The 26,882-nt window shown below is 72.5% G+C and carries 26 protein-coding genes; 11 read left to right on the top strand and 15 right to left on the bottom strand.

Annotation, left to right across the window (positions count from 1 at the left end):
* Positions 1-617 precede the first annotated feature (617 nt).
* The 5 genes from SCK26_RS10010 to SCK26_RS09990 all read right to left on the bottom strand — a co-directional run bounded on the left by SCK26_RS10010 (position 618) and on the right by SCK26_RS09990 (position 5,763).
* Positions 618-2,276: an FAD-dependent monooxygenase gene (locus SCK26_RS10010; protein WP_318200933.1), complete on the bottom strand. Its 1,659-nt coding sequence runs from the start codon at positions 2,274-2,276 to the stop codon at positions 618-620.
* A 177-nt stretch (positions 2,277-2,453) separates the two neighbouring features.
* Positions 2,454-3,350 carry an amino acid ABC transporter permease gene (locus tag SCK26_RS10005; RefSeq protein WP_318200932.1) on the bottom strand — a complete coding sequence of 299 codons (897 nt, stop codon included), beginning with the start codon at positions 3,348-3,350 and terminating at the stop codon, positions 2,454-2,456.
* The gene (locus SCK26_RS10000; protein ID WP_318200931.1) at positions 3,347-4,015 is read right to left on the bottom strand and encodes an amino acid ABC transporter permease; all 669 of its coding nucleotides are present in this window, start codon (positions 4,013-4,015) and stop codon (positions 3,347-3,349) included. Before SCK26_RS10000 ends, SCK26_RS10005 begins: the two co-directional genes overlap by 4 nt.
* A 75-nt stretch (positions 4,016-4,090) precedes the next feature.
* Complete coding sequence (locus tag SCK26_RS09995; RefSeq protein ID WP_318200930.1) at positions 4,091-4,921, bottom strand: glutamate ABC transporter substrate-binding protein; 831 nt, start codon at positions 4,919-4,921, stop codon at positions 4,091-4,093.
* Positions 4,922-4,986: 65 nt separating this feature from the next.
* Positions 4,987-5,763: an amino acid ABC transporter ATP-binding protein gene (locus SCK26_RS09990; protein WP_318200929.1), complete on the bottom strand. Its 777-nt coding sequence runs from the start codon at positions 5,761-5,763 to the stop codon at positions 4,987-4,989.
* Positions 5,764-6,059: 296 nt separating this feature from the next.
* Between SCK26_RS09990 and SCK26_RS09985 the strand changes: the two genes are divergently transcribed.
* Positions 6,060-6,746 (top strand): response regulator transcription factor, encoded by a 687-nt coding sequence (locus SCK26_RS09985; protein WP_318200928.1) that lies wholly within the window; start codon positions 6,060-6,062, stop codon positions 6,744-6,746.
* A gap of 9 nt (positions 6,747-6,755) precedes the next feature.
* Positions 6,756-8,186, top strand: coding sequence for a HAMP domain-containing sensor histidine kinase (locus SCK26_RS09980; protein ID WP_318200927.1), 1,431 nt, complete (start codon positions 6,756-6,758; stop codon positions 8,184-8,186).
* Positions 8,187-8,262: 76 nt separating this feature from the next.
* Here SCK26_RS09980 and SCK26_RS09975 read toward each other — a convergent pair whose 3' ends face one another.
* On the bottom strand, positions 8,263-9,261 hold the full coding sequence (locus SCK26_RS09975; protein WP_318200926.1) for a TAXI family TRAP transporter solute-binding subunit: 999 nt from the start codon (positions 9,259-9,261) through the stop codon (positions 8,263-8,265).
* 99 nt (positions 9,262-9,360) lie between these two features.
* Here SCK26_RS09975 and SCK26_RS09970 point away from each other — a divergent pair, with 99 nt between their 5' ends.
* Positions 9,361-9,771 (top strand): MazG nucleotide pyrophosphohydrolase domain-containing protein, encoded by a 411-nt coding sequence (locus SCK26_RS09970; RefSeq protein ID WP_318200925.1) that lies wholly within the window; start codon positions 9,361-9,363, stop codon positions 9,769-9,771.
* 53 nt (positions 9,772-9,824) lie between these two features.
* Here SCK26_RS09970 and SCK26_RS09965 read toward each other — a convergent pair whose 3' ends face one another.
* Complete coding sequence (locus SCK26_RS09965) at positions 9,825-10,271, bottom strand: MarR family winged helix-turn-helix transcriptional regulator (protein WP_318200924.1); 447 nt, start codon at positions 10,269-10,271, stop codon at positions 9,825-9,827.
* A 59-nt stretch (positions 10,272-10,330) separates the two neighbouring features.
* Positions 10,331-10,690, bottom strand: coding sequence for a DUF6204 family protein (locus SCK26_RS09960; protein ID WP_318200923.1), 360 nt, complete (start codon positions 10,688-10,690; stop codon positions 10,331-10,333).
* Between the two features lie 216 nt (positions 10,691-10,906).
* Here SCK26_RS09960 and SCK26_RS09955 point away from each other — a divergent pair, with 216 nt between their 5' ends.
* Both SCK26_RS09955 and SCK26_RS09950 read left to right on the top strand, forming a co-directional pair.
* Entirely contained in the window at positions 10,907-11,449 is a 543-nt protein-coding gene (locus SCK26_RS09955) for a hypothetical protein (protein WP_318200922.1), read from the top strand.
* Between the two features lie 28 nt (positions 11,450-11,477).
* The gene (locus SCK26_RS09950; protein ID WP_318200921.1) at positions 11,478-12,023 is read left to right on the top strand and encodes a DUF1697 domain-containing protein; all 546 of its coding nucleotides are present in this window, start codon (positions 11,478-11,480) and stop codon (positions 12,021-12,023) included.
* A 34-nt stretch (positions 12,024-12,057) separates the two neighbouring features.
* Here the strand turns inward: SCK26_RS09950 and SCK26_RS09945 are convergent, their stop codons facing one another.
* The 4 genes from SCK26_RS09945 to SCK26_RS09930 form a co-directional block, all read right to left on the bottom strand.
* Positions 12,058-13,317 carry a cation:proton antiporter gene (locus SCK26_RS09945; protein ID WP_318200920.1) on the bottom strand — a complete coding sequence of 420 codons (1,260 nt, stop codon included), beginning with the start codon at positions 13,315-13,317 and terminating at the stop codon, positions 12,058-12,060.
* Positions 13,318-13,535: 218 nt separating this feature from the next.
* Positions 13,536-14,660, bottom strand: coding sequence for a lytic polysaccharide monooxygenase (locus SCK26_RS09940; RefSeq protein WP_318200919.1), 1,125 nt, complete (start codon positions 14,658-14,660; stop codon positions 13,536-13,538).
* A 118-nt stretch (positions 14,661-14,778) separates the two neighbouring features.
* Entirely contained in the window at positions 14,779-15,906 is a 1,128-nt protein-coding gene (locus SCK26_RS09935) for a GH12 family glycosyl hydrolase domain-containing protein (protein WP_318200918.1), read from the bottom strand.
* A 634-nt stretch (positions 15,907-16,540) separates the two neighbouring features.
* Entirely contained in the window at positions 16,541-17,563 is a 1,023-nt protein-coding gene (locus tag SCK26_RS09930) for a LacI family DNA-binding transcriptional regulator (RefSeq protein ID WP_318200917.1), read from the bottom strand.
* Positions 17,564-17,976: 413 nt separating this feature from the next.
* Between SCK26_RS09930 and SCK26_RS09925 the strand changes: the two genes are divergently transcribed.
* The gene (locus SCK26_RS09925) at positions 17,977-18,795 is read left to right on the top strand and encodes an SDR family oxidoreductase (protein ID WP_318205971.1); all 819 of its coding nucleotides are present in this window, start codon (positions 17,977-17,979) and stop codon (positions 18,793-18,795) included.
* Positions 18,796-18,807: 12 nt separating this feature from the next.
* On the opposite strand, the gene SCK26_RS09920 is transcribed toward SCK26_RS09925, so the two are convergent.
* Together SCK26_RS09920 and SCK26_RS09915 are read right to left on the bottom strand one after the other, a co-directional pair.
* Positions 18,808-19,983 (bottom strand): MAB_1171c family putative transporter, encoded by a 1,176-nt coding sequence (locus SCK26_RS09920; protein WP_318200916.1) that lies wholly within the window; start codon positions 19,981-19,983, stop codon positions 18,808-18,810.
* The gene (locus tag SCK26_RS09915) at positions 19,970-20,425 is read right to left on the bottom strand and encodes a regulator component (protein ID WP_318200915.1); all 456 of its coding nucleotides are present in this window, start codon (positions 20,423-20,425) and stop codon (positions 19,970-19,972) included. Before SCK26_RS09915 ends, SCK26_RS09920 begins: the two co-directional genes overlap by 14 nt.
* A gap of 505 nt (positions 20,426-20,930) precedes the next feature.
* Here SCK26_RS09915 and miaB point away from each other — a divergent pair.
* Together miaB and SCK26_RS09905 are read left to right on the top strand one after the other, a co-directional pair.
* Positions 20,931-22,460 (top strand): tRNA (N6-isopentenyl adenosine(37)-C2)-methylthiotransferase MiaB, encoded by a 1,530-nt coding sequence (gene miaB, locus SCK26_RS09910; RefSeq protein ID WP_318200914.1) that lies wholly within the window; start codon positions 20,931-20,933, stop codon positions 22,458-22,460.
* A 304-nt stretch (positions 22,461-22,764) separates the two neighbouring features.
* The gene (locus SCK26_RS09905; RefSeq protein ID WP_318200913.1) at positions 22,765-23,478 is read left to right on the top strand and encodes a class III extradiol dioxygenase subunit B-like domain-containing protein; all 714 of its coding nucleotides are present in this window, start codon (positions 22,765-22,767) and stop codon (positions 23,476-23,478) included.
* A 75-nt stretch (positions 23,479-23,553) separates the two neighbouring features.
* Here the strand turns inward: SCK26_RS09905 and SCK26_RS09900 are convergent, their stop codons facing one another.
* A complete protein-coding gene (locus tag SCK26_RS09900) occupies positions 23,554-23,838 on the bottom strand; it encodes an antitoxin (protein ID WP_318200912.1) in 285 nt (94 codons plus the stop codon).
* Positions 23,839-24,070: 232 nt separating this feature from the next.
* Here SCK26_RS09900 and miaA point away from each other — a divergent pair, with 232 nt between their 5' ends.
* The 3 genes from miaA to dapF all read left to right on the top strand — a co-directional run bounded on the left by miaA (position 24,071) and on the right by dapF (position 26,792).
* A complete protein-coding gene (gene miaA, locus SCK26_RS09895; protein WP_318200911.1) occupies positions 24,071-25,009 on the top strand; it encodes a tRNA (adenosine(37)-N6)-dimethylallyltransferase MiaA in 939 nt (312 codons plus the stop codon).
* A 416-nt stretch (positions 25,010-25,425) separates the two neighbouring features.
* On the top strand, positions 25,426-25,878 hold the full coding sequence (locus tag SCK26_RS09890) for a hypothetical protein (RefSeq protein WP_318205970.1): 453 nt from the start codon (positions 25,426-25,428) through the stop codon (positions 25,876-25,878).
* Positions 25,879-25,922: 44 nt separating this feature from the next.
* Positions 25,923-26,792 (top strand): diaminopimelate epimerase, encoded by an 870-nt coding sequence (dapF, locus tag SCK26_RS09885; RefSeq protein WP_318200910.1) that lies wholly within the window; start codon positions 25,923-25,925, stop codon positions 26,790-26,792.
* Positions 26,793-26,882 lie beyond the last annotated feature (90 nt).

Below are 26,882 nucleotides of genomic sequence, written 5' to 3'. Positions count from 1 at the left end.
CAGCGAACGCCTCCCTTCCCTGCCCGCGCGGGCAGGGAAGGGGTCCTCCTCGGGCCCGGCGCGGGCCGGGTCGCGGACGGTACGGATGCGGGCGGGGTGAGGGCCCGGGCCCTACCTGAGCCCGGCGCGGGCCGTAGACGGACGTATCCGGTGTAGTGCCCCGCGCAGGACGGAAGCGGACACTGCTCGCGCCCGACGGGAGTCGGAGCCCGGCTTCTGCGCTCAGCGCCTGGCGGCAGGTGGAGCCGGCGTCGGGCACTCCCGGGAGCGGGCGCGCGTCCACTCACGCCCGGACGCATCCCGGTGTAGCGCCGCGCACGGACCGGAGCAGCGGTCGCCGCTCGCGTCCGGCGGGACCCAAAGCCCGGCTCCCGTTCTCGGCGTCCGGCGGGACCCGGTGCCCGGCCTTCGTTCTCGGCGTGCGGTGGGGCCGGAGGCAGGCGTGCCTGGGAGTGGCCGTGCGTTCGCTCATGTTCGGTGTGGGCCAGGGGCCTGCCGGCTTCCAGGGGGCGGCCGGGCCCGGAGTCACCCCCCGCTCGCGATCGGCCGCGGCCGGGACGTCGGTTGCCGTCGGCGTGGAGGTGCGGCACGACGGGCCGTCTGCCCGGTCCGGAGGGTCAGCGCCGGCCCGCGCCCGCTTCTGCCGTCGCCGCTTGTTCGCTCGTCCGCTCCTCGGCCCGGTCCTCCTCCGGCTGCGGCTCCGGGTCCGGTGCCGGGCCGCCCAGCGTGGCCTGCGCCGCCGTGTACAGGTCGGCCGGGCGGACCCCGCTCAGCGCGGTGACCAGGTGGCCGTCGGGGCGTACCAGCAGCACACTGTGCGCCGGCGCACCCGGGTAGCTCTCGGCGACCAGCAGCTCGGCGGGGTGCGGCAGCGCCGTCACGGCCGCCGCGAGCCGGGGCATCACCCCGGCGGACACCCAGTGCTTGCGGTCCCACACCCCCGTACCGGGCGCGATCAGCACGACCAGCAGCGCGCCGCGGCCGAGCCGGTCCCGCAGCCGGACGAAGGAGCCGTCCTCCGCCGTGACCCGGACGTCGGTCACCTGGGCGCCGGGCGGGGTGTCGACGGGGATCGCCGCCTCCAGGTGCCCGGGCTCGAGCGGCGAGCCGGCGTACGTGCCGGGTGCGCCCAGCGCACCGCGCCCCAGATGGCCGTCGGTGAACTGCGCGTCGTGCCCGCGGGCCGCGCCCGGGACGATGCCGCGCAGTCCGCCGCCGCGCAGCACCGGCAGTGCCTGGTCGGCGGCGCGCAGCCGGGCGGCGACCACCGCGCGCCGCTCGGTCTGGTAGCTGTCCAGCAGGGCCTCGTGCGGGCCGTGGTGCCAGGCCGTGGCGAGCTTCCAGGCGAGGTTGTCGGCGTCCCGCAGACCCTCGTCGAGCCCCTGGGTGCCGAACGCGCCGTGCAGGTGGGCCGCGTCCCCGGCGAGGAAGACCCGGCCGGCGCGCCAGCGGCGGGCCAGCCGGTGGTGCACCGTGTGGACACCGGTGTCGAGCAGGTCGTACGCCGGTGCGTCGCTGCCCGTCCAGCCCGTGAGGGTCTCGCGGATCCGGGTCAGCAGGATCTCGGGCGTGACCAGCTCCTTTCCCGGTGGCAGCAGCCAGTCCAGGCGCCAGGCGCCGTCCGGGAGCGGGCGGGCGGTCACCTCTCCGGCCGAGGGCCCGGACTGCCGCCACGGCGGCATCCGGTGGAGCAACGCACAGCCCTCCCACGGAAGTTCCGTCCGCAGCGCGGCGACCGCGTGCCGCTCCACGGCCGTACGGCCCGGGAAGCGGATGTCCTGGAGCTTGCGCACGGTCGAGCGGGGGCCGTCGCAGCCGACCAGGTAACCGCCGCGCCACCAGGTGGCCTTGGGACCCCGGGTGTGCGCGGTCACGCCGGACCGGTCCTGCTCGACGGTGTCCAGGCGGCTGTCGACGGCGATCTCGGCCAGCGGTTCGCCGGCGAGGGCCGCGCGCAGGGCGTTCGTCACGACGTGCTGGGCGATGTGCAGCGGCGCGGCGGGGTCGTCCTCGGCGAAGGCGATCTCGGTCATCACCTGCCTGCGCCTGACGGACCGCCATCCGGCCCAGCGCACGCCGTGCCCGTCGAGCGCCACTCCGGTCAGCCGTTCCAGCAGGGCGGCCGTGTCCTCGCGCAGTACGACGGTGCGCGCCGGACGGGGCTCGTCCTTGCCGGGGCCCTCGTCCAGGACGACGACGGGGACGTTCTGACGGGTCAGCAGCAGGGCGAGCGTCAGTCCGACGGGTCCCGCTCCGACAATGATCACCGGGTCCATGACGCGGCGCCCCCTGCCCGTGACGATGCCCTGACGAAGACAAGTGAACAGGAAGGAGGAGCGGGGTGCACGATCACAAAACGTATGCAACCCATTGGCAGAGTTCGCGTCAAGCGACCGGGGGCAGTGGCGATCATGCCGCTGCCCCCGAGTGGTGCGTTCGGGTCTGACTTGCCGTCAGGCCGAGGTTCCGGTGCCCGCGTGACCCGGGATGTCGGCCATGTCGTCGACGCTCAGCATCGCGCCGGTCGACTTCTTGCGCCGCCGCAGCCGGCCCTCCAGCCAGCTCGCGAACGAGGTCAGCGAGAAGTTGATGACCACGTAGATCACGGCGACGACCGTGAAGGAGGCGATGGTGTTGGCGCCGTAGTAGCCGCTCATGGTGTTCGCCGAGGCGAGCAGCTCGGGGAAGGTGAGGACGGCGCCGCCGAGCGCGGTGTCCTTGACGATGACCACCAGCTGGCTGACGATCGCCGGCAGCATCGTGGTGACCGCCTGCGGCAGCAGGATGACCCGCATCACCTGCCCCTTGCGCAGGCCGATCGCCATGGCCGCCTCGGACTGGCCCTTCGGCAGCGCGAGGATGCCCGCGCGGACGATCTCGGCGAGGACCGACGCGTTGTACAGCACCAGGCCGGTGACGACCGCGTAGAGCGGACGGTCGTCCGAGTTCACGTCGGTGTACTGGGCGAACAGCGCCAGGCCGAAGATCATCAGGACCAGGACGGGGATCGCGCGGAAGAACTCCACGACGACCGCCGCCGGCACCCGCACCCAGACGTGGTCCGACAGCCGCGCTATACCGAGGACGGCGCCCAGGGGCAGCGCGATGACCATCGACAGCGCCGCGGCCTTCAGGGTGTTCTCCAGGCCCGGCCATATGTAGGCCGAGTACGCCTCGGTACCGCCGCCGAGGTACGGCTTCCACAGCGCCCAGGCCAGCTGGTTCTTCTCGTCGAGGGCGGTGTACACCCACCAGACGACGGCCGCGAGCGCGACGAGGAAGAGCACCGTGTAGAGGATGTTGCGCCGCTTGGCGCGCGGCCCCTGGGCGTCGTACAGGATCGAAGTCATCGCTTCACCGCCACCTTCTTGCCCACCCAGCCGAGGATCAGGCCGGTCGGCAGGGTCAGGCAGCAGAAGCCGAAGGCGATGATCGCGGAGATCAGCAGCAGCTGCGCCTCCTTCTCGACCATGTCCTTCATCACCAGCGCCGCCTCGGCGACGCCGATCGCCGCCGCCACCGTCGTGTTCTTGGTCAACGCGATCAGCACGTTGGTCAGCGGGCCGACGGCCGCCCGGAAGGCCTGCGGCAGCACGACCAGGAACAGCACCTGGGAGAAGCCCAGGCCGATGGCGCGCGCGGCCTCCGCCTGGCCGACCGGCACCGTGTTGATGCCGGACCGGATCGCCTCGCACACGAACGCCGACGTGTAGACGATCAGCCCCAGCACCGCCAGCCGGAAGTTGACCGTGTCGATGTTGTCGCTGGCGCCGAGGCTGACGCCCAGCGTCGAGTACAGGCCGAGCGAGGAGAACAGGATGATCACCGTGAGCGGGATGTTCCGCACGATGTTCACGTAGGCGGTGCCGAAGCCGCGCATCAACGGCACCGGGCCCACCCGCATGGCGGCCAGCAGGGTGCCCCAGATCAGGGAGCCCACGGCGGACAGCAGGGTCAGCTGCACCGTCGTCCAGAAGGCGCCCAGTACGTCGTAGTCGTCAAGAAAGTCGAACACGTTCTCCCGCGCTTCCGCGTGTAGGGATGCCCGGGTGCGCCGCCCTCGGGGACGGCGCACCCGCCGGGCGTTGCCTCAGCTCTTGATCTCGCCGATCTTCGGGGCGGACTCGTTCTTGTAGCCGGCCGGGCCGAAGTTCTTGTCCACGGCCTGCTGCCAGGAGCCGTCGGAGACCATCGCCTCGAGGGCCTTGTTGATCTTGTCCTTGAGGTCGCTGCCCTTCTTGACGCCGATGCCGTAGTTCTCGTTCGTCATCTTCAGGCCGCCGAGCTTGAACTTGCCCTTGAACTGGGACTGCGAGGCGTAGCCGGCGAGGATCGAGTCGTCCGTGGTCAGCGCGTCGATCGCCTTGTTCTGCAGACCGGTCAGGCAGGCGGAGTACGTCGGGTACTTCTGGAGCTGCGCCTTGGGGGCCAGCTTCTCCTTGACGTTCTGCGCCGAGGTCGAGCCGGTGACCGAACACAGGCGCGCCTTGTTCAGGTCCGCCGGCGACTTGATGGAGGTGTCGTCCGCGCGGACCAGCACGTCCTGGTGGGCGAGCAGGTACGGGCCGGCGAAGTCGACCAGCTTCTGGCGCTCCGGGGTGATCGAGTAGGAGGCGGTGATGAAGTCGACGTCACCGCGCTGGAGCATGGTCTCGCGGTCGGCGCTCTTCGACTCCTTCCACTCGATCTGGTCCTCCTTGTAGCCGAGCTTCTTGGCGACATAGGTGGCCACGTCGACGTCGAAGCCCGCGTAACCCTGCGGCGTCTTCTGGCCGATGCCCGGCTGGTCGAACTTGATGCCGATGGTGATCTTCTTGCCATCGCCGGAGCCCTTGTCGTCCTTGTCGCCGCCGCACGCGGTGGCGGTCACGGAGAGGGCGAGGAGGACGGCCGAGGCGGCGGTGACCTTGCGGAGCTTCATCGTGAACATCCTTCTGAGTGGTGAGGAACGAGTCCCTGAGGCGCGGGTGGCGGGGGCCGGGCCGGTCAGTGGTGCAGGATCTTGGACAGGAAGTCCTTGGCCCGGTCGCTGCGCGGGTTGCTGAAGAACTGGTCGGGCGAGGATTGTTCGACGATCCTGCCGTCCGCCATGAAGACGACCCGGTTCGCGGCCGACCGCGCGAAGCCCATCTCGTGCGTGACGACGATCATCGTCATGCCCTCGCGCGCGAGCTGCTGCATGACCTCCAGGACCTCGTTGATCATCTCGGGGTCGAGAGCGGAGGTCGGCTCGTCGAACAGCATGACCTTCGGGTCCATCGCCAGCGCCCGCGCGATCGCGACCCGCTGCTGCTGACCGCCGGACAGCTGCGCCGGGTACTTGTCGGCCTGGGTGCCCACGCCGACCCGGTCCAGCAGCGACCGGGCCTTCTCCTCGGCCTGCTTCTTGTCCGCCTTGCGGACCTTGACCTGGCCCAGCATCACGTTCTCGAGCACGGTCTTGTGCGCGAACAGGTTGAACGACTGGAACACCATCCCGACGTCCGCCCGCAGCCGCGCCAGCTCCCGGCCCTCGTGCGGCAGAGGCTTGCCGTCGATCGTGATGGTGCCCGAATCGATCGTCTCCAGGCGGTTGATGGTGCGGCACAGCGTCGACTTGCCGGACCCGGAGGGCCCGATGACCACGACGACCTCGCCGCGGGCGATCGTCAGGTCGATGTCCTGGAGCACGTGCAACGCGCCGAAGTGCTTGTTGACGCTCTTCAGGACGACCAGTTCGTCGGACGCGGCCACGTCTTCCTTGGCCACCGTTACTTTGGTCATCGCTCTCAGGCTCCGTCCTCCTCGGGTATCCGAGGACAGTAGTGAGGGGCTGTGACCTGCGTCATCACATCTGAGGGAGATCTGAGCATCACGATCCGGTAGCAACCGGACACATGTCGTAGCACTTGCGGTCCGCGCGCGTATCGGCCGGATAACGGAAGACGCGGGCAACCTGAAGGCCCTTGACGCCGTCCTAGTCCATCGGCGTCACTGCCATGGTGCACGCGCGCGTGCCTGTGATCTACAAGGCGGACGGAAACCGAGACCGTACGACCGCTGAACCGGAGGGGGCGGGGATGAGACTGCTGCTCGTCGAGGACGACAACCACGTCGCCGCGGCCCTGTCGGCCGTCCTGGCGCGCCATGGCTTCCAGGTCACCCACGCGCGCAGCGGCGAGGAGGCCCTCCAGGCGCTCGTCCCCGAGGGCAACGGCTTCGGCGTCGTCCTGCTCGACCTCGGCCTGCCCGACCAGGACGGCTACGAGGTCTGCGGCAAGATACGCAAACGCACCAGCACGCCGGTGATCATGGTCACCGCCCGCTCCGACGTCCGCTCCCGCATCCACGGCCTCAACCTGGGCGCCGACGACTACGTCGTCAAGCCGTACGACACCGGGGAACTGCTCGCCCGGATCCACGCCGTCAGCCGGCGCACCGTCCACGAGGACCCCGCCGGCGGCGGCGAGGACGCCCTGCTGCTCGGCGCCGTCCGCATCGAACTGCCCACCCGCCAGGTCAGCGTGGACGGCGCGGTGGTCCCGCTGACCCGCAAGGAGTTCGACCTGCTCGCCCTGCTCGCGCAGCGGCCCGGCGTGGTCTTCCGGCGGGAGCAGATCATCAGCGAGGTCTGGCGCACCAGCTGGGAGGGCACCGGCCGCACCCTGGAGGTGCACGTCGCCTCCCTGCGCGCCAAACTGCGCATGCCCGCGCTGATCGAGACCGTACGCGGCGTCGGCTACCGGCTCGTCGCCCCGGCCGCCTAGCGGGGACGGGTGCGCACACGTCTCCTCCCTCTGCTCATCGTGCTGCTGGCGGCCGTGCTGCTCGCGCTCGGCATCCCGCTCGCCGGCAGCCTGGCCGCCGCCCAGCAGCAACGCGTCGTCGTCGACCGGATCGACGACACGGCCCGGTTCGCCGCGCTCGCCCAGTTCGTCACCGACGGGCCCGGCGGATCCCGCCGCACCACGACCGACGAGCGCCGGGCGAGCCTGCGCAGCGAGCTGGAGAGCTACTACGACGTCTACGGCATCCGCGCGGGCGTCTTCTACCGCAACCGCACGGAGGCGATGGCCAACGCGCCCGGCGACTGGTTCGTCCCGAGCACGGGCCAGGTACGCCGGGCGTTCGACGAGGCGCTGCTCAGCCGGCGCAGCCACGATCCGCCGCAGGCCTGGCCCTGGCAGCGCAACCGGCTCGTCGTCGCCTCGCCGGTGATCCGGGACGGGGACGTCGTCGCGGTCGTGGTCACCGACTCGCCCACCGGGCAGCTGCGCTCCCGGATCCTGCGCGGCTGGCTGGTCATCGGCGCCGGCGAGATCGCGGCCATGCTGCTCGCCGTCGGCGCCGCGCTCAGGCTGACCGGCTGGGTGCTCAAGCCGGTGCGGGTCCTGGACGCCACCACGCACGACATCGCCACCGGGCGGCTGAAGTCCCGCGTCGCGGTCGCCGGCGGACCGCCGGAACTGAGACGGCTGGCCCGTTCGTTCAACGAGATGGCGGACAACGTCGAGGCCGTGCTGGAGCAGCAGCGCGCCTTCGTCGCCGACGCCTCGCACCAGTTGCGCAACCCGCTCTCGGCACTGCTGCTGCGCATCGAACTGCTCGCGCTCGAACTCCCCGAGGACAACGCGGAGATCGCCTCGGTGCGGACCGAGGGCAAGCGTCTCGCGCGGGTCCTGGACGACCTGCTCGACCTGGCGCTGGCCGAGCACGCCGAGGCCGACCTCGGGCTGACCGACATCGGCGCGCTGGCCGGGGAGCGGGTGGCCGCCTGGGCGCCGGCCGCGCGGGCCAAGGGCGTCCGGCTGACCGGCGACTGCCCGCCCACCACCGCCTGGGCCGACCCGATCGCCCTGTCCGGCGCCCTGGACGCGGTGATCGACAACGCCGTGAAGTTCACTCCCGAGGGCGGCACGGTCGAGGTCGCCGTCGCCGCCGACGGCGACACCACCGCGGTCGTCGTCACGGACACCGGACCCGGCCTCACCGACGAGGAACTCGCGCGCGTGGGCGACCGTTTCTGGCGCAGCGGCCGGCACCAGAACGTGAAGGGCTCGGGCCTCGGACTGTCCATCTCCCGCGCCCTGCTCGCGGCGGGCGGCGGCTCGATCGACTACGCCCACCACGAGCCGCGGGGCCTGCGGGTCACGGTCCGGGTGCCCCGGCACGCGGAGAGCGCCGAGACCTCCATGGGCGCCGGCTAGGCGGCGAGGCGGCCGTCACGGGGCGGGGCCGGAGGCTCGGACCGGGCCTCCATGCGCGGACCGGGCAGGCCGCCGGTCACGGTTTCACGGACCGGTAGTAGCGCCGGGCGCCCTCCTGGAGGGGGAGCGGGTCGGTGTAGATGGCCGTGCGCAGGTCGACCAGCTGGGCGGAGTGGACATGGGCGCCGATGCCGTCCCGGCTCTTGATCACCGTGCGGGTGACCCACTCCGTCAGCCGGGGATCGACGTCCGTACGGGTCATCAGCACGTTGGACACGGCGATCGTCGGCACCGGAGCGCCCTGCTGCACCGTCGGGTAGGCCGACTCGGGGATGTTGGTGGACCGGTAGTAGCGCGCGCTCTCGCCCTGGCCGTGCAGCCGGGCCATCAGGTCGTCGTCTATCGGCACGAACCGGAAGGCGCCCTTCTTCGCCAGCGCGGCCAGCCCCTTCGTGGGCAGCCCGCCGGACCAGAAGAAGGCGTCGATCTTCCCCGCCCGCAGCCGCGCCGGCCCGACGTCGATGCCGTCGCCGGCCGGGATGATGTCCTCGCGCGGATCGATGCCGGCGGCCCGCAGCACCCGCTCGGCTATCAGCCGCACCCCGGAGTCGGGCAGCCCGATCGCCACCCGCTTGTGCCGCAGGTCCGCGACGTTCCTGATGTCCGAGTCCGGGGACACGATGAGCTGCAGGTAGTCGTCGTAGAGCCGGGCCACCCCGCGCAGCCGTCCGGCGCCGCTGCCGTGCCGCAACTCGTACGCGGCCACCGCGTCGGCCGCCGCGATGGTGAAGTCGGCCTGTCCGGTCGCCACCCGCTCCACGTTCTCCTGGGAACCGGCGCTGGTGAGCAGCTTCACCGTCAGCCCCGGCATGTCCCGGTCCATCTCGGTGCGCAGCCGCTCGCCGTACTCCTGATAGACCCCGCGGGACGTACCGGTGCTGAACACGATCGTCCCGCTCGGGGGCTTGTCGCCGAGCGGCAGCAGCCACCACAGCAGCAACCCGAGAGCCACGACACCGACGGCCGCGCCCTTGAACGCCGTGCGCCTGCCGGCCCGGGGGAACACCTTGGACATGCGGCGATCCTGCCAGCCCGGGTACGGCGCTGACCAGGACCGGGGTCACAGCGACCGCGGCCGGAGGGCGTTGTCGGTGCCGCCCGTTAGAGTCGCCGCATGAGCACTTCGCCCGCCCGCCTCGTCCACGAGTTCCACCGCGCCTTCGGTCTCGACGTCCGCGCCACGCCGACGGAGGTGGACCCCGCCCTGGCCGCCCACCGGGGCGAACTGCTCGCCGAGGAGGCCGCGGAGGTCGCCGAGGTCGCGGTCCAGGGTCCGCTGGACCGGCTCGCGCACGAGCTGGCCGACGTGGTGTACGTGGCGTACGGCACGGCTCTGGTGCACGGCATCGACCTCGACGAGGTGATCGCCGAGATCCACCGCGCCAACATGAGCAAGCGCGGCCCGGACGGCCAGGTCGCCCGCCGCGCCGACGGCAAGGTCCTCAAGGGCGAGCACTACCGGGCACCGGACGTCTCCGCCGTACTGCGCCGCCAGGGCTGGATACCGGGAGGCGACGGGGCCTGACGCCTCCGGGGGCCGCGAGACGCCGGGGCGCCGAGGCGGCGGAGCGGCGCCCGTCAGCGGTCCGTCAGGCCCGTGCCGCCCAGGCGGGACAGCAGGTCCGTGAGGCGGGCGATGTCCGCCGGCGGCCAGGCCGGGGCGGCGAAGACCTCGGCGGCCGTCTCCCGCGCCGTGGCCAGCATCTCCGTCAGCAGCCGCCGCCCGGTCCCGGTCAGCGCCGCGTAGGCCACGCGCGCGTCCCGGGCGTCCGGCTCCCGGGTCACCAGCCCGATCCGCTCCAGCGGAGCGAGCCCGCGCGTGACCCCGGAAGCGGTCAGCCCCAGCGCCTCGGCCAGGTCGACCCGGCGCATCCGGCCGCCGGGCGCCTGCGCCAGCCGGAGCAGCAGCGTGAAGTCGGCGAGGCTGACGCCGTGCAGTCCGCCGAGCCGCGCGTCGAACCGCCGTACCAGCGCCGCCTGGGCCCGTACCAGCCGCAGCGCCGCGTCCAGCGCGTCCTCGCTCATCGCCCCTGCCCCGCCCTTCTCTTGCCGACTACTTGACTACTCAAGTTTATGCCCGGACTTCATGAGCCGGTCGCCCGGGCGGCGCGGCGCTGCCGCTTGCCCAGGGGCGCCTGGGAGAGGTCCTCGGCGGTGGTCCGCAGGTGCTTGAAGCCGTAGCCGCGCTCGGTCAGCCAGGACGTGGCCGTCTGCTCGGCCCGCTCGGTCGCCGCCAGGATGTCCTCCTCCTTCTCGCCCGTGGCGGAGAAGCGGAAGGTGAACGCGGGCCGGGCGGCGATGTCGTAGGTGAGGGTCCCCTCGGGCGTGAACGCGGCGCGCAGGACGTCGTGTCGGGCGGCGTCGGCGAGCAGGGCGGCGCGCTGGGCCTCGGTCAGGCCGTCGAAGGCGCCGCGGAAGGTGATGCGGAAGGTCCGTGTGGTCATCCCGTGACTGTAGGCATGCCGGAGCGTCGACCTCCACCCGGTTTCCGCAAGGCCGTCCCGCGGCGGGCGCGGCGCCGGGCGGCCCCGGGAAAGCGGCCGGGAGCGTCCGGCCCGGTCGGCGGCGGGGCGAACACCGGGCGAGGTCCGGGCCGGCCGTTCACCCCGGCGCACGCCACTGCTTTCCTGAACGTGGCGGAACTACGGTGTGGAGGCGGGGTGGACGTCGGGGAAGTGACCGCGCCCGTGGTCGCGATCGTCGGAGTCGTCGGGACGCTGTTGTCCGCGCTGCTGACCCAGCGCGCGGCCGACCGCAGCCGGCGGCGCGAGCTGGACCGCACCGAACAGGTGCGGGAACGACGCCGGCACGCCCAGGAACTGCGCGCCTGCTCCGTCGCCCTGAACGCCTCCGCCCGGCAGTACCTGGCCGCGCTCACCGACCAGGTGTTCGCGCTGGGCCGGGACGAGGAGCTGCGGATCGTACGGCAGCGGCTCACGGAGGCCCGCGACCAGTACCGGGACGTCTACGCAGAGGCCCAGATGCGGTTGCCGGAGCGGGTGCTGGCCCTCGTGGCCGACCTCAGCCACGACCTGGGAGCGGTCTACGGCATGGTCCGCCGCCTGGACGACGGCGCCCCGCGCGCCGGGGACTCGGCGCAGGCCGTGCGGGAGAGCATCGACGAACTCTGGGGCCGGCTGCGGCGCACCCGACGCGAGATGCGGACCGAACTGGGCGCGTTCGGTGCGGACTCCGGCCGGTGAGCGCGCGTGCGCATGAGAGGTTGGGGGCATGACGAAGCGGATCGCGCTGCTGCGCGGGGTCAATGTCGGCGGCCGGACCAGGATCACCATGGCGGATCTCCGCGCCCTGCTCGCCGGCATGGGGTTCGAGGCCGTCCGGACTCATCTGCAGAGCGGCAACGCGGTGTTCGACGCTCCCGGCCCGTGGGCGCCCGACGAGGAGGCCGCGCGCATCGAGCGGCGGATCGCCGACGACCTCGGGGTGTCCGTCACGGTCCTGCTGCGCTCCGCCGGCTCGCTGGCCCGCACCCTGGCCGCCAGCCCCTACCTCGGCCAGGAGGACGACCCGGCCAGGCTGTACGTCACCTTCCTCGCCCGGCAGCCGACCGCCGAGCAGGCCGCCCGGCTCGCGGTGCCGGCCGGTGAGAGTGCCGTCTTCACCCTGGCCGGCGACGAGGTCCATCTGCACGTCCCCGACGGTTACGGCAGGACCAAGCTCGACAACGCCTTCTTCGAACGCCGTCTCGGCATCCCGGCCACCACCCGCAACTGGAGGACGGTGAACGCCCTGTACAAGCTGGCCGCCGAGGGCTGAGCCGGGGCGGCGGCATGGCCGGAACCCGACGGTCTCAGTGCTTGGTGGCCGGCGGCTTGGCGTCCCGGACCGGTATGACGGGTTCCTGGTCGGTCGGATTGCGCGGCCGGAAGACGGCGAGCAGCGGCCCGGCCATCGCCGTCGTCACGACGGCCATCACGACCATCAGGGAATACAACCGCTCGTCGAGCACTCCGAGTTGCAGACCGGCGGTCAGAATGATCAGCTCGGTGAGCCCTCTCGTGTTCATCAGCGTGGCGAGCACCGCCGACTGGCGTGCCGTGACACCGAAGGCCCGGGCGCTCAGGAACGCGCCGATGAATTTCCCGCTGACCGCGACCGTCAGAATGAGCGCGAAGTCCAGCCAGCCGGACCCTCCCAGATCCGACAGATCGACTTTCAGACCCACGATGATGAAGAAGACCGGTTGCAGAAGCTGACCGCTCACATGGCCGATCCGGTCGATGATGTCCGCGCGGAGCCGCTCCGTGGACTCCTTCGGCATCACCACTCCGAAAAGGAACGCGCCGAAAATGAAATGCAGGCCGATCCGCTCGGTGATCGCGCCGGAGACGAGCAGTCCGGCGAGGACGACCGTCAGCACCGAGGACGTCAGCCGGTGGCCGCCGGCCGCGACCAGCCGGCGCAGCAGCGGGCGGACCACCCACACCATCACACCGGCGTACGGCACGAGCAGCAGCAGGAGCCACTGATCACCGCCTCCTCCGCCGGCCAGCGCGACCACGGCGGCGAGCATGCACCAGGCGAGCACGTCACCGATCGCGGCGCAGGCGAGCGCCAGCCCGCCGATCGGGGTGTGCTGCATCTTCCGGTCCGTGAGAATGCGGGCGAGTACGGGAAAGGCGGTCACCGACATCGCCGTGCCCATGAAGAGGACGAAACTGAGCCGGTGGTCGGGCGCGTGATCCTCCGCCAGCATCAGGGCGAGCAGGGAGCCCAGTCCGAACGGCAGCAGAATGCAGGAGACCGCCACGGTGGCGGCCAGCTTCCCGGTGCCGCGCAGGATTTTCCGGTCCAGTTCCAGACCCACGATGAACATGAAGACGGCCATGCCCACATCGGCGAGCGCGGTGAGCATCGGCCGTATGTCGGGCGGAAAGAGGAACTCCGGCACGGAATGGCCGAGGAGAGTGGGGCCGAGCAGAATGCCCGCGATCACCTCACCGATGACCGCGGGCTGGGAGAAGCGCTGAGCAACGGCGCCCAGTATTCGGGCGAGCACGATGATGAGGGCGAGGTCGCAGAAGAGGGCGAACAGCTGATTCGTGGTCATCGGTACCTGCCTTGACGACGGGCCGCGTGTGCCACCCGGGAACTAGTGAGGTGCCGTAGACGTGCCCAGCAATGCTTCGACGCGTGCGCCCGCCTTGTCAATGTCCCCATCCGGGTGGCCGAAATCGGCACACACGTCGCCCCCGGCCGCGTGGCGGCAAACGGAACGCGCCGCCTCCCCGGGTGCGGGCCGGGGAGGCGGCGCCTGGCGCACGGTCCTCACGAAGTGCTCTGGGCCGTGACGCAACCGATGGTTCCGGCGGGCAGGTTGTTGCCGGTGGAGGTGGCGGTGAAGCCGAACGTGGTGGTGCCGTCGGCCGGGATCACCCGGTTGTGGTCCGCGTTGCGGACCGTGACCGTGCCGTCGGAGGCGGTGCTCGACGTTCCGTTCCACAGGCTGCTGATCTTGGTGCCGGTGCCGGGTTTCCAGGCCACGGCCCAGCCGTCGAGCGGGGTGGTGCCGTGGTTCATCACCTCGACGGACGCCTGGAATCCGCCGTTCCACGCGCTGACCACGGAGTACGTGGCCATGCAGGAACCGGTGTGCGGGTCCGTGGGCGTCGGGGTCGGGGTCGGGGTCGGCGTGGGGGTGGGGGTCGGAGTCGGGGTGGGCGTGGGCGTGGTGCCGGAGCCGCCGATGCCCGTCACCTCGCCGTGCCCGCCGTCGAAGACGACGTCGGAGCAGGAGAAGAAGTTCTCCTGGCTGTCCGAGCGGACCCACTGGATGAACATCAGCGCGTCACCGGAGCGCCCGGCGGGCAGCTTCATGTCCCAGTAGTAGTGGCCGCCGTCGGTGCCGACGGAGCCCTGCTGGGGCGGGTTGGTGACGGTCTGGATCAGGTCGAGGTCGGCCCAGCGCAGCGGAGTGGTGGGCGACCAGCCGGCCTTGGTGAGGTAGACCCGGAAACTGCCCGGGTGCGCCGCCCAGTTGCTGTACTGCGCCTGGATCGTCGCGCCGCTGGTCAGGTGGGTGCGCGGCCAGTCCGAGCGGGCGGCGTTGTACGCGGAGAAGTCGTAAGGCGACCGGTCGCCCGCGCTGCACAGGGTGCCGTCCGGGACGTAACCGGCGCCACGGCCACCGGCGTTGGAGTCGAGTACGGCGAACCAGTTGTACAGCGCGGTCGCCCCGCTCTTGGCCAGCGCGTCCTTGCACGCCGGGTTGGTCGGGTTCATCCCGCCCGTCCCCGTGTGGCCGTCCAGGTAACACAGATAGGTACGGGAGCCGGGCAGCATCGCCACCCCGTGCGCCTTGGCGCTGCCCTGTCCCAGCAGGGCCAGGCCGAGCGCGGCCAGCAGGGTCGACAAGGCCGCCACGACCGACAGGAGCCTGCCGCGTCGGGCCACGATTCTCTCCTTCCGTCGGATCGGACGGGCGGTACGCCCCGGGTGGAGGTCGTCCGGTGGGTGTCTCATGAGCGCTCCTCGGGCTGGGTGCGGGGGAGACGGGACGCGGGGGCGCGCGTCACGCGGTGGTGCAGGCGGTTCCGTTGAGGCTGAACCCGGCGGGCTTGGCGAACGTGCCGCTGTACGTGCCCTGGAAACCGAAGGTCACCCGGCCGCCGGCCGCGATCTGCCCGTTGTGTGCCAGGTTCGTGGCCGTGACCGCGCCGGACGACGGCGTGAGCCCGGCGTTCCAGGCGCTGGTGACGCGCTGGCCGGCGGGCAGGGTGAACGCCAGCTGCCAGCCGTCGACCGGGGTCGCGGCGGTGTTGGCGATGGTGACGTCGGCGGTGAAGCCGCCGGACCAGACGCTGGTCCCGTACGTCACCTGGCAGGCCGCTGGGCTTCCGGGACCGCCGGGCCCGCTGCCGCCCGTGTTGACGGTGGAGGAGAACGCGGTCACGGCGAGCCCGGCGCCGTTCTGCCAGGGCTCGAAGCCGGCCTGGACGCTCGTCAGGTACCAGCTGTTCTGCGCCAGTCCGCGCGAGACGGCCTGCCGGGCGAAGTCCATGACGTCGAAGCTCCAGCTGCCGATCGCCGACGGCGCGACGAAGGACAGCACGTCGTTGGAGCCGTTGTTGCCGGACCACACCTGCCACTGGCGTCCGGCCACGGTGGCGGTGCCGACCTGCGAGCCCACCGGCTGGATCGAGCCCACCTTGTTGAACCAGACCATGATCTCGGTCCGGTTGACGCCGTCGGTGCGGGGCGTGGGGTCGAGCCAGATGTCGTACGCGGCGTCGTACACCGCGTTGCTCACATAGGAGTACGAGATGCTGGTGGGCGCGCTGGAGATGGTGCTCAGCTGGGCCGGGAGGCTGGTTCCGGGCGAGCAGTTGGTGTAGTGGCAGCCGTTGAAGACGGACGGGTACGACTTGGGGGCGCCGTTCGTCGGCACCGAGCCGTCGGCCTGGGTGATCCGGAAGCCGGAGTCCGTGACGTTGATGCACTGGGCCTCGCTGGTGCCCCAGCGGTTGTTCTGGACGACGTAACGGCCCTGGATCGTCGTCGAGCCGTACTGTTCGCAGATCGCGGTGTCGGCCTGGGCCGCCGGGGCCGTGGTGAGCAGGGCCGCCAGTACGGCGAGCGCGCCGAGCAGCGCGCCGATCAGGCCACTCGCTGCACGGGCGGAGTGCGGTGACGGTCGCATGCGGGTCCTCTCGGGGACGGTCGGATGCGGGAGCGCTCCCAGCGCAGAATGGGAGCGCTCCCATTACCTCCGTTGGGCAGGGACTGTAGGGAGAGTTCATGCCCCTGACAAGGTGTCGCGCGGGGAATGTGTCGAAGAGGTTTCGAAGACGCAGGTGAGGCGGCCGGGCGCCGACGGTTTCCCGGCGCCGCTTGCTGGGAGCGCTCCCGAAAGCGGGGTCGGCGGCCGGTTCAGGGCGTGGCGGGCCGACGGGTGCGCGCGGCCGGCCGACCGGTCTCCGGCGGGCCGGCTGCGCCACGCCGCCGGGATGCGGCGCGCTCCCGCGCCCCTACGACGGCCCGGTCCCACCCCTGCGCCACACCGCCACCGCCTGAGCCGCGTACGGCTGCGCGCGACCGTACGCCTCTGCCGTCGGCCGAGCCGTTGCCGGGCCGCGCCTGCGGCTGGTCGCGTCTCTGCCGGCCGCGCGCGTGGAGGTTGCCGGAGGCCCCGGGCGTCCGCGCCTTCGCGCCCCGTCCCGCCGACAAGCCGGGCCCGCGTCCGGTCGTGTCCCCGCCGGCCCGTCCCCGCACGCGGCCGCGCGCGGGCCGGCCGAGCCCTCCCGCTCCCGCGCGCAGTCGTGCCCCTCTCCTCGTCAGGCCGAATCGCGGCGGATCAGTTCCGTTCGGAGGATGACGTGGCGCCAGGCCATTGCCGGTTCGTCCAGTTCCTCCAGCAGGAGTCGGACCATGGCCCGGCCGATGTCGGTCAGCGGCTGGCGGACCGTGGTCAGGCGGGGCTCGGTCTGTTCGGCCAGCGGGAAGTCGTCGAAACCGATGACGGCCACGTCCTCCGGCACCCGGCGGCCCGCCGCCCGCAGCGCCCGCAGCGCACCGGCCGCCGTGGTGTCCGACGCGGCGAGCACCCCGTCGATCTCCGGATGCCGTTCCAGCAGCCCGGCCATGGCGCGCCGGCCGCTCTCCTCGGTGAAGTCGCTCTCGGCGATCCAGGACGCGTCGGTGCTCAGCCCGACCGACGCCAGGGCCTGGCGGTAGCCGCGCAGCCGGCACTGGGCGACGTACATGTCGAGCGGCCCGGTGATGGTGGCGATCGCCTTGCGGCCCGTGGCCAGCAGGTGGGTGACCGCGCTGCGGGCGCCCCCGGCGTTGTCCGCGTCGACGTAGCTGACGTGCTCGTCGCCCGAGCGGCGGCCCAGCAGCACGGTCGGCAGCCCGGCCTCGGCGAGCATGTCGGGCAGGGAGTCGTCGGTGCGCACGGAGATCAGCAGCGCGCCGTCGACCCGGCCGCCGCGGGCGTACTCCAGGAACCGCTTCCGTTCGGTGTCCGAGCGGACCATGGTCAGCAGCAACTGCATCCCGGTGTCGGCCAGCGCGTCCCCCAGCGAGCTGACGATCTCCGAGAAGAACGGTTCCGCGAACAGCCGCCAGTCCGGCTCCGTCACGACGAGCGCGACCGCGTCGGCGCGCCGGCCGGCCAGGGTCCGGGCCGCGAGGTTGGGCACGTACCCCAGCTCGGCGATGGCTTGCTGCACGGCCTGGCGTGTCGAGTCCTTCACCCCCGCCGCGTTGTTGACGACGCGGGAGACCGTGCCCCGGCCCACTCCGGCGCGGGCGGCCACCTCCTCCAGCGTCGGCGTTTCAGGGCGCCGCCTGCCCATTGACCACCTCCCCCCACGAGATCCCCGATCTTACGATTCGCAGGGCATCGCGCACACGGCTTCTCCCGATGACGACCGGTATGGCGCCCACCGCCCGGCAGGTCTCCGGCGGCGTACGGCGCGGCGGGGGCTGCCCAGGCGCACGGCGGCGCGTCCGGCGCCGCCCCGGACGGCCGGCGGCCCCGAGCGGCAACTCGGCGTGAACTCGCCGGTAGGGCGGCGACCTCCGCGGGCCCGACGCCGTAGCCGCCGTCCGGACGGTGGTCGCGCGTCCACCGGAACCGGGAGCCGGCGCGGGACAGACCGCGGTGCCGCTCCGGGCGCTGGCCGGAAGTCGTCACCCGAAGATCACCGGGCCCTAAGCTCGGACTCGCTGGGCGAATTCGTCGATCTTGGTGAAGGGGCCGGAACTGGTGGAGGACAAAAGGGTTGTCGTCGTGACCGGCGGAGGTTCGGGCATCGGAGAGGCCACGGCCCGGCTGCTCGGCGAGGCCGGGCACCACGTGGTCGTCTCCGGCCGGCGGGCCGAGCCCCTGGAGCGCCTCGCGCGGGAGACCGGCGCGCTGGCGCATCCGTCGGACATGGGGGACCCCGACGCGGTCGAGGGACTCGTCCGGGCGGCCCTGGACGCGTACGGACGGCTCGACGGAGTGGTGCTGAACGCGGGCATCGGGCGCGGCGGCGCCGTCGGCGACATGTCGCTGCGCGACTGGGACGAGGTGATGCGCACCAACCTCACCGGCCCGATGCTCCTGCTGCGCGCCGCGATCCCGCACCTGCTGGAGTCCAAGGGCGCGGTGGTCGCCGTGGCGTCGGTGTCCGCGCTGCGCAACGGCACGGGCAACGCCCCGTACGCCACCTCCAAGGCGGCCCTGCTCCAGCTGTGCCGTTCCGTCGCCGTCGACTACGGCCGGCAGGGCGTGCGCGCCAACACCGTGTGCCCGGGCTGGGTGCGCACCGAGATGGCCGACCGGCGCATGGCCCGCTTCGCCGAGGAGGAGGACCTGCCCGGCGGCATGGCGGACGCCTACGCCGAGGCGACCAGGCCGCTGCCCCAGGGCCGTCCCGGCGAGCCCCGCGAGGTCGCCGAGGCGATCGCCTGGCTGCTGTCCCCGGCGGCCTCCTACGTCAACGGGGCGGTGCTCACCGTGGACGGCGGGGCGACGGCCCTCGACCTCGGGACCCTCGGCTTCGACTACCGCATCACGCCACGCGGCGCCGCCGCCCGCTGAGCCCGGCCGCCTTCAGCGCGGCTCGGCGTGACCGGCGGCCGGAGAGGTGCGCGCGCGGCAGGGCAGCGCGTCGGTCATGGCAGGCCACATCCGGGCGATCCCCAGCAGGGTCTGGGGACTGCCGTGGGTCACGCCGGGCAGCGGGCGCGGGTCGGACGGCGGCATGCCGACCAGCACCGCGCGGCGGGCCTGGCCCACGGCACCGGCCAGCGCCGCGCACGCGAGACGGTCCTCCGGCACCCCCGCCCGCCGGGCGTGCCGGTGCGCCCTCTCGTAGGCGTCCGGCTGGACGTACTGCTGGAGCGTCAGCAGCGCGTCGTACGTCTCGATGGTCTGCCGGTGCGCCTGGAGCACCAGCGGATAGCGCGGCCGCAGCACCTCCTGGAGCCGGGTCCGCCGGGGGCTGGCGAGCGCCACGTGCGGCACCGCCGTCACCAGGTCCCGCCACAGCGGCCACAGCCGCCAGGAGGTCCGCAGCGCGGCGGCCGACCGGGCCAGCGCGGTCGCGGTGGGAACGAGCAGTGACGCCGCCCGCAGGAAGCCGTGCGCCCCCATCACCATGGAGAGCCAGGGCAGCAGGCCGGGGGCGAGGCCGTAGAGATGGCCGAGGTACCCGCACCAGAAGACGAGGGCGAGGACGCTGCCCGCCGCGAACAGCCGCAGCGACCACACCAGATCGCGTTCCGTCGTGCGCAGGCTGTACCGCCAGCAGACCACGACGGCGACGGCGTCGCCGAGCAGATGGGCGATGCTGAGGATCAGCCAGTAGGCGGCCGTCGCGGACGCGGGCCGCTGCGCCGACGCCGCTCCCGTGACCGGCTGGCCGGCCCCCAGCAGATCCAGCACCAGCAGCGACACCAGGGCCGCCGTCAGCCCCGCCGCGACCGAGGCACGCAGCCGCGGCGAGCGCCGGCAGTCCACGACGAAGAGCAGGACCAGCCCCGCGCTGAGCACACCGATCAGATTGCGCATCAGCGACACCGTGTGCACCGTGACGCCGGCGGACGTCAGCGCGTCGACGACCCCGCGCTGGAAGAGCGTGATGGCCGTGGTCGCGGCCAGCACCGTGATCCACAGTCCCCGCAGACGCGGCTCGCGCAGCGCCGGGCGCGCCCGCCAGACGAGAGCGCACCACAGGATGACGACGCCGACGAGTCCGAGCCGGGCCGCCAGCTCACTCACCGTCATCGGCGGTCACTCCCAGGAACGCGCCGAGGCGTCCCAGAGGACCGGCCACCCGCCCGGTCTTCCCGGCGCTCTGGATCAGGCTGGCGATCATCTCGGCTTCTTGTTCCTCAACGGTCGTGTAACTGGTTCTGGCCATCAGCCGCCTGACGAGACGGGGTGTGGGAGCGTCCAGGAGCCGGCCGGCGGGCCGTGCGCCGTCGTCCGTGAAGCTGCGGTGGTGATCACACAGCACATGGCCGATCTCGTGCAGGATGATGTGCTCCTGGTGCAGGGGAGCCGTCCTGGTCTCGTAGAACACGTAGTCGGCGTCCTCGGTGCCCAGCCACAGTCCGCAGGCCCCGGTGGCCGCCGCCGCTTCGGGCAGCTCCCGGAGCACGAGCGGACGGCCTCTCAGTTCCTCCACCCGCGCGCGGAGCGCCTCCAGGGTGAGCGACCGATCCACCCCGAGATCACGCAGAATCGCGGCACACCGGCGCTGCAGGGCCGTGTGCTCGCTCGTTCTCCTCACCTGTCGTCACCCCCGTTCGCTGTTCTCACCGGCCGGAAGGGCCGCGGCGGCTCCCCGTCCCGGAAGCGCCGGGGGCGACGGCGGACTCGCTGTGGCGTCTCACTCGCTCGAAGACCTCCTCGTCGGTGAAGTGGCCCGGTGTGACCCCGGAAGGCTTTGCCGCTACGGAGACGACCGTGTCCCGGGGGCAAGCTGCCGACCCACCTAAGCAGGTCGTCCGCCCTTTTGCACACGCCCGTCCGGGCTTTCGGACGCCCTTTGGCGGAAAACCTCTCCTGCCCCACGAGCCCTTCGCGAACACCACACGGATAAACCTCTGTGACTGCCGTCACAGGGCTCCGGGACGGGGGTGCCGTCGTCCCTGACCGCCGCGCCGGGCGGCCGTGCCACCTGGGAACTCCGGGACACCGGTCTCCGCGGACCGCCTACCCTGGAACGCATGACCAGCAGCAGCGACCGGAGCCCGGCAGTGGACGTTCCCGCCCCCAAGAGTTACGAGATCCGCACCTACGGGTGCCAGATGAACGTCCACGATTCGGAGCGATTGGCCGGGCTGCTCGAAGAGGCCGGATACGTACGTGCCCCCGAAGGGTCGGACGGGGACGCGGACGTCGTCGTCTTCAACACCTGCGCGGTCCGGGAGAACGCCGACAACCGGCTCTACGGCAACCTCGGCCGGCTCGCGCCGAAGAAGACCTCGCGTCCGGGCATGCAGATCGCGGTCGGCGGCTGCCTCGCGCAGAAGGACCGCGACACCATCGTGAAGAAGGCGCCCTGGGTGGACGTCGTCTTCGGCACGCACAACATCGGCAAGCTGCCCGTCCTGCTGGAGCGCGCCCGCGTCCAGGAGGAGGCGCAGGTGGAGATCGCCGAGTCCCTGGAGACTTTCCCCTCCACGCTGCCCACCCGCCGCGAGAGCGCGTACGCGGCCTGGGTGTCGATCTCCGTCGGCTGCAACAACACCTGCACCTTCTGTATCGTCCCGGCGCTGCGCGGCAAGGAGAAGGACCGCCGCCCGGGCGACATCCTCGCCGAGATCGAGACCCTGGTCGGCGAGGGCGTCTCGGAGATCACTCTGCTCGGCCAGAACGTCAACGCCTACGGCTCCGACATCGGCGACCGCGAGGCCTTCAGCAAGCTGCTGCGCGCCTGCGGGAAGATCGAGGGCCTGGAGCGGGTCCGCTTCACCTCCCCGCACCCGCGCGACTTCACGGACGACGTGATCGCGGCCATGGCCGAGACCCCGAACGTCATGCCCCAGCTGCACATGCCGCTCCAGTCGGGCTCGGACACGGTCCTGAAGGCGATGCGCCGCTCCTACCGCCAGGAGCGGTACCTGGGGATCATCGAGAAGGTGCGGGCCGCGATCCCGCACGCGGCGATCACCACCGACATCATCGTGGGCTTCCCCGGCGAGACCGAGGAGGACTTCGAGCAGACGCTGCACGTCGTCCGCGAGGCCCGCTTCGCCCAGGCCTTCACCTTCCAGTACTCCAAGCGCCCCGGCACTCCCGCCGCGACCATGGACGGCCAGATCCCCAAGGAGGTCGTCCAGGCGCGCTACGAACGGCTGGTGGCCCTCCAGGAGGAGATCTCCTGGGAGGAGAACAAGAAGCAGGTCGGCCGCACGCTGGAGCTGATGGTCGCCGAGGGCGAGGGCCGCAAGGACGGTGCCACCCACCGCCTCTCCGGCCGCGCCCCCGACAACCGCCTGGTCCACTTCACCAAGCCCGACCAGGAGGTCCGTCCCGGCGACGTCGTCACCGTCGAGGTCACGTACGCCGCTCCGCACCACCTCCTCGCCGAGGGTCCCGCCCTCGCCGTGCGCCGCACGCGCGCGGGCGACGCCTGGGAGAAGCGCAACGCGGCGGAGGCCGCCAAGCCGGCGGGCGTGATGCTGGGCCTGCCGAAGATCGGTGTGCCGGAACCGCTGCCGGTGGCCGCGGGAAGCGGCTGCGGCTGCGACTGACGGCCTGCCGGCGGACCGGGGCGCGGGGCTCGTACGAGGGTCCGGGAAGGAGCCTCGTACGAGCGTGCGGGTTCCGTCGCGGCTGCGAGCATCCGGGCGGGCGGACGAGCGTGTCGGCGTCCGTGGCGGCGGGGCGGCGGGTGCCTCGGACGGTGCCGTTCCGGGCCGCGTTCACGGCGGAGGCCGGCGGGAGCGGCTCGTCGATCCGCGTGATGTGCCGGAGCGCGGCCCGGAACGGCTGACCGGCGTGCCGACCTGGGACCGCGGTCCGGACGGGTCCGCGCGGGGAGTTAACCTGCCGACCATGCTTGTCGCCGCCGCAGTCTGCCCCTGCCCGCCGCTGCTCGTGCCCGAGGTCGCCGCGGGTGCCGCACCGGAACTGGACGCCGCACGCGCGGCCTGCTCGGACGCGCTCGGCGTGCTCGCCGCCGCCCGCCCCGACCTGCTGGTGGTCGTCGGCACCGCCGGTCCGGACGGCCTCGGCCCGTTCCCGCAGGGCACCTCGGGCACCTTCCGCGGCTTCGGGGTCGACGTGGACGTACGCCTGGGCCACGCCACCGGCGCCGCACCGGAGCGCGAACTGCCGGCCTCGCTGGCCGTCGGCGCCTGGCTGCTGGAGCGGACCGGCTGGGCCGACGCCCCGATCGAGGGGCTCGGTGTCGCCGACACGCTGGAGCCCGAGCGATGCGCCGAGACCGGCCGGGAACTGGCCGGCCGGGCAGGCCGCGTGGCGCTGCTGGTGATGGGGGACGCCAGCGCCTGCCGCACCCTCAAGGCGCCCGGTTACCTGGACGAACGGGCGGCGCCCTTCGACGCGGAGGCCGCCCGGGCACTCGGCACGGCGGACCTGGCGGCCCTGCGCGCGCTGGACCCCGCCCTCGCCCGCGAACTGAAGGCGGCCGGCCGCGCACCCTGGCAGATCCTCGCCGGCGCGGCGCGGGACGCCCGCCTCAACGGCGCGCTGCTCTACGAGGACGCGCCGTACGGCGTGGGCTATCTGGTCGCCACCTGGACCTGACGCCGGCGGCGGCCCGCGGACACCGCCCGGAATCCGGCAGCCCCCGTACGCGTCCGGCGCGCCCCGACCCCTCGGTCACGAAGTCGGCGGTGGTCCCTCCGGGCGCGTCGGGGTCGTCGGGTCCGCAGGCGGCGGTGTCGCCGTGGGGCCGCTCTTCTGCGCGAGGCGGTCCATGGCCTCCTTGGCCTTGTCCGTACCCGTGTGGATCTTGTCGCTGTACTTGCCCTTGGTCCGCTCGTCGACGGCCTTGGCGGCCTTGTCGATCCCGTGCTGGACCTTGTCCCCGTGCTGCCGAGCGAGATCCGACACCTTGTCCTTGGCCGGGCCCAGCTTGGCCTTCATGTTGTCCAACAGACCCATGGTCCACCTTCCCTCGCCCCGGCACGTCCGGCCGTCGCCTCCGGCCTGCCGAGAAGCCGTGTGAACACGACCATATCCACTCCATACGGTACTCGTGGGGACGAAATCCCGCGTCACCCCGTGCCTACCCACCGCGGACGCCGCGTATCCGGCGCGGACACGGTGAGATCACCTCCGCGCGTGACTCGTCACTCGTTCGAGGGCTCGCCTGGACGTTTGCGAGACTGGTGCGGTGAGCAGCGCACCCGTCGCCCCCCGTGTCATCGCCGTCGTAGGACCCACCGCGGCCGGCAAGTCCGATCTCGGCGTCTTCCTGGCCCGGCAACTCGGCGGCGAGGTCGTCAACGCCGACTCCATGCAGCTGTACCGGGGGATGGACATCGGTACCGCCAAGCTGACACCCGAGGAGCGCGGCGGCGTCCCGCACCACCTGCTGGACATCTGGGACGTGACGGCCACCGCCTCGGTCGCCGAGTACCAGAAACTGGCCCGCGCGCGGATCGACGCGCTGCTCGCCGAGGGCCGCTGGCCCGTCCTGGTCGGCGGCTCCGGCCTGTACGTCCGCGGAGCCGTCGACAACCTGGAGTTCCCCGGCACCGACCCGGAGGTCCGGGCCCGGCTGGAGGAGGAGCTGGCGCTGCGCGGCCCCGGGGCCCTGCACGCCCGGCTCGCCGCGGCCGACCCCGGGGCCGGCCGCGCGATCCTGCCGAGCAACGGACGCCGGATCGTCCGGGCACTGGAGGTGATCGAGATCACCGGCCAGCCCTTCACCGCGAATCTGCCGGGCCACGACTCGGTGTACGACACGATCCAGATCGGCGTCGACGTCGCCCGCCCGGAACTGGACGAGCGCATCGCGCGGCGCGTCGACCGGATGTGGGAGGCGGGCCTCGTGGACGAGGTGCGCGCACTGGAGGCGCAGGGGCTGCGCGAGGGGCGCACGGCGTCGCGCGCGCTCGGCTACCAGCAGGTCCTCGCGGCGCTGGCCGGGGAGTGCACCGAAGCGGAAGCACGCGCCGAGACCGTGCGTGCCACCAAGCGCTTCGCGCGCCGCCAGGATTCGTGGTTCAGGCGGGATCCCCGGGTGCACTGGTTGAGTGGGGCCGCCGCCGACCGCGGGGAACTTCCGCAGCAGGCCCTGGCGTTGGTCGAACGACCGGTTACAGCCTGATCACGTCATGGCATCGGGATGCGTCGCCGGTCATCGAGGCCTGTGGCGCCGTGCCATCATCGAGCTTCGATCGACCAAGTGGAGCCTAGTTGGGAGGGCGCGTGGCGATGGAGGCCGGCCCTCGCGACACCGCACGAAGCACCGAGCACGTCACCACCGAGAGTGACGATCCCGGCCCGGGCGGGGACCGCCCGGCCGAGCGCCACTCCCGGACGGACGGCCCGCTGCCGACCGGTTGGCAGCCGAACGGCTCCCACGACGGCGGCCGTCACGGCAGCGGCCCGCACGAAGACGGCCCGACGGACGACCGCCCGGCCGAGATCACCCTGGCCCCGGACCCGCTGGCCCCGGACTCCCTGGTCCCCGACTCCCTGGTCTCCGACTCTCTGGCTCCGGACCTCTTGGCCCCGGACTCCTTGGTCACGGATCGTCTGACGGACGACGACCGGCTCGCCGACGACGGCCCCGACGAGGCCCCGGACGGCGTCACCGCCGACGGACCGGCGCCCGAGGAGATGTACCCGGGCGGACCGGAGGTCGAGGTCGAGCTGCGCCCGCAGCGCCGGCTGCGCATCTGGCAGCTCGCGCCCATCGTGAGCCTCGCCGCCGTCGGCTCCCTGATGTTCGCCTTCCCGCTCGCCTTCGACTTCGGCGACAGCGGCGCGGTCATCGCCATGCTCGGCCTGCTGATCTGCTCCTGCGCCGCCGGCTGGGGCATGATGGCCGCCCGCAGGGTCGGCTACACCTGGCCGGGCCTGCCGCCGCGCGGCTCGGGCCGCCGCCCGGACTGGCGGGTCGTCCTCGGCTACGTCCTGCTGGTGGCCCTGGCGGTGATCCTCGCCGTGTGGCGAGTGGCCCGACTGCGCTGAAGCGCCCCTGAAACGGTCGTGGTCCGCTCCCGTACGATCGAGGAATGAGCACACGGATCGCCTTCCTCAAGGGTCACGGCACCGAGAACGACTTCGTGATCGTCCCGGACCCGGAGAACGCCCTCGACCTGTCCCCGGCCGCCGTGGCCGCGCTCTGCGACCGCCGGGCGGGCATCGGAGGCGACGGCGTGCTGCACGTCGTACGGTCGGCGGCCCACCCCGAGGCCCGGGCGATGGCCGGCGAGGCCGAGTGGTTCATGGACTACCGCAACGGCGACGGCTCGGTAGCCGAGATGTGCGGCAATGGCGTACGTGTGTTCGCGCGCTATCTTCAGCACGCCGGGCATGTGGCCGAAGGCGACCTCGCGATCGCCACGCGCGCGGGCGTGAGGACCGTCCACATCGCGAAGGACGGTGACGTCACCGTCGGCATGGGCCGCGCCCGCCTGCCCGAAGGGGACGTCACGGTGGCCGTCGGCGAGCGCAGCTGGCCCGCGCGCAACGTCAACATGGGCAACCCGCACGCGGTGGCCTTCGTGGCCGACCTGGCGCACGCCGGCGACCTGCACACCGCGCCGCCGGTCAGCCCGGCGTCCGCCTACCCGGACGGCGTGAACGTCGAGTTCGTCGTCGACCGCGGCCCCCGCCACGTCGCCATGCGCGTGCACGAGCGCGGCTCCGGCGAGACCCGCTCGTGCGGCACGGGCGCGTGCGCCGTCGCCGTGGCCGCCGCCCGCCGGGACGGCATTGACCCGGCCGTCACCGGCACCCCGGCGACGTACACCGTCGACGTGCCCGGCGGACGCCTGGTCATCACCGAGCGGCCCGACGGGGAGATCGAGATGACCGGCCCCGCCGTGATCGTCGCCGAGGGCGGGATCGACGCCGAGTGGCTCGCCCGGTCGTCCGGCTGACCGAAAACCTAAACCTCGATTCCATCGCTCGAATGGGTGATCCGTTTCACGCTCGGCCGGAGGCGGTCGGTCACGGGTGGCGGGCTCGGT

Origin of the sequence: Streptomyces sp. SCL15-4, assembly GCF_033366695.1 — a bacterium.
Lineage (GTDB): Bacteria > Actinomycetota > Actinomycetes > Streptomycetales > Streptomycetaceae > Streptomyces.
Note: the sequence above shows the minus strand (reverse complement) of the source record. Positions and strands in the feature narration are given on the sequence as shown.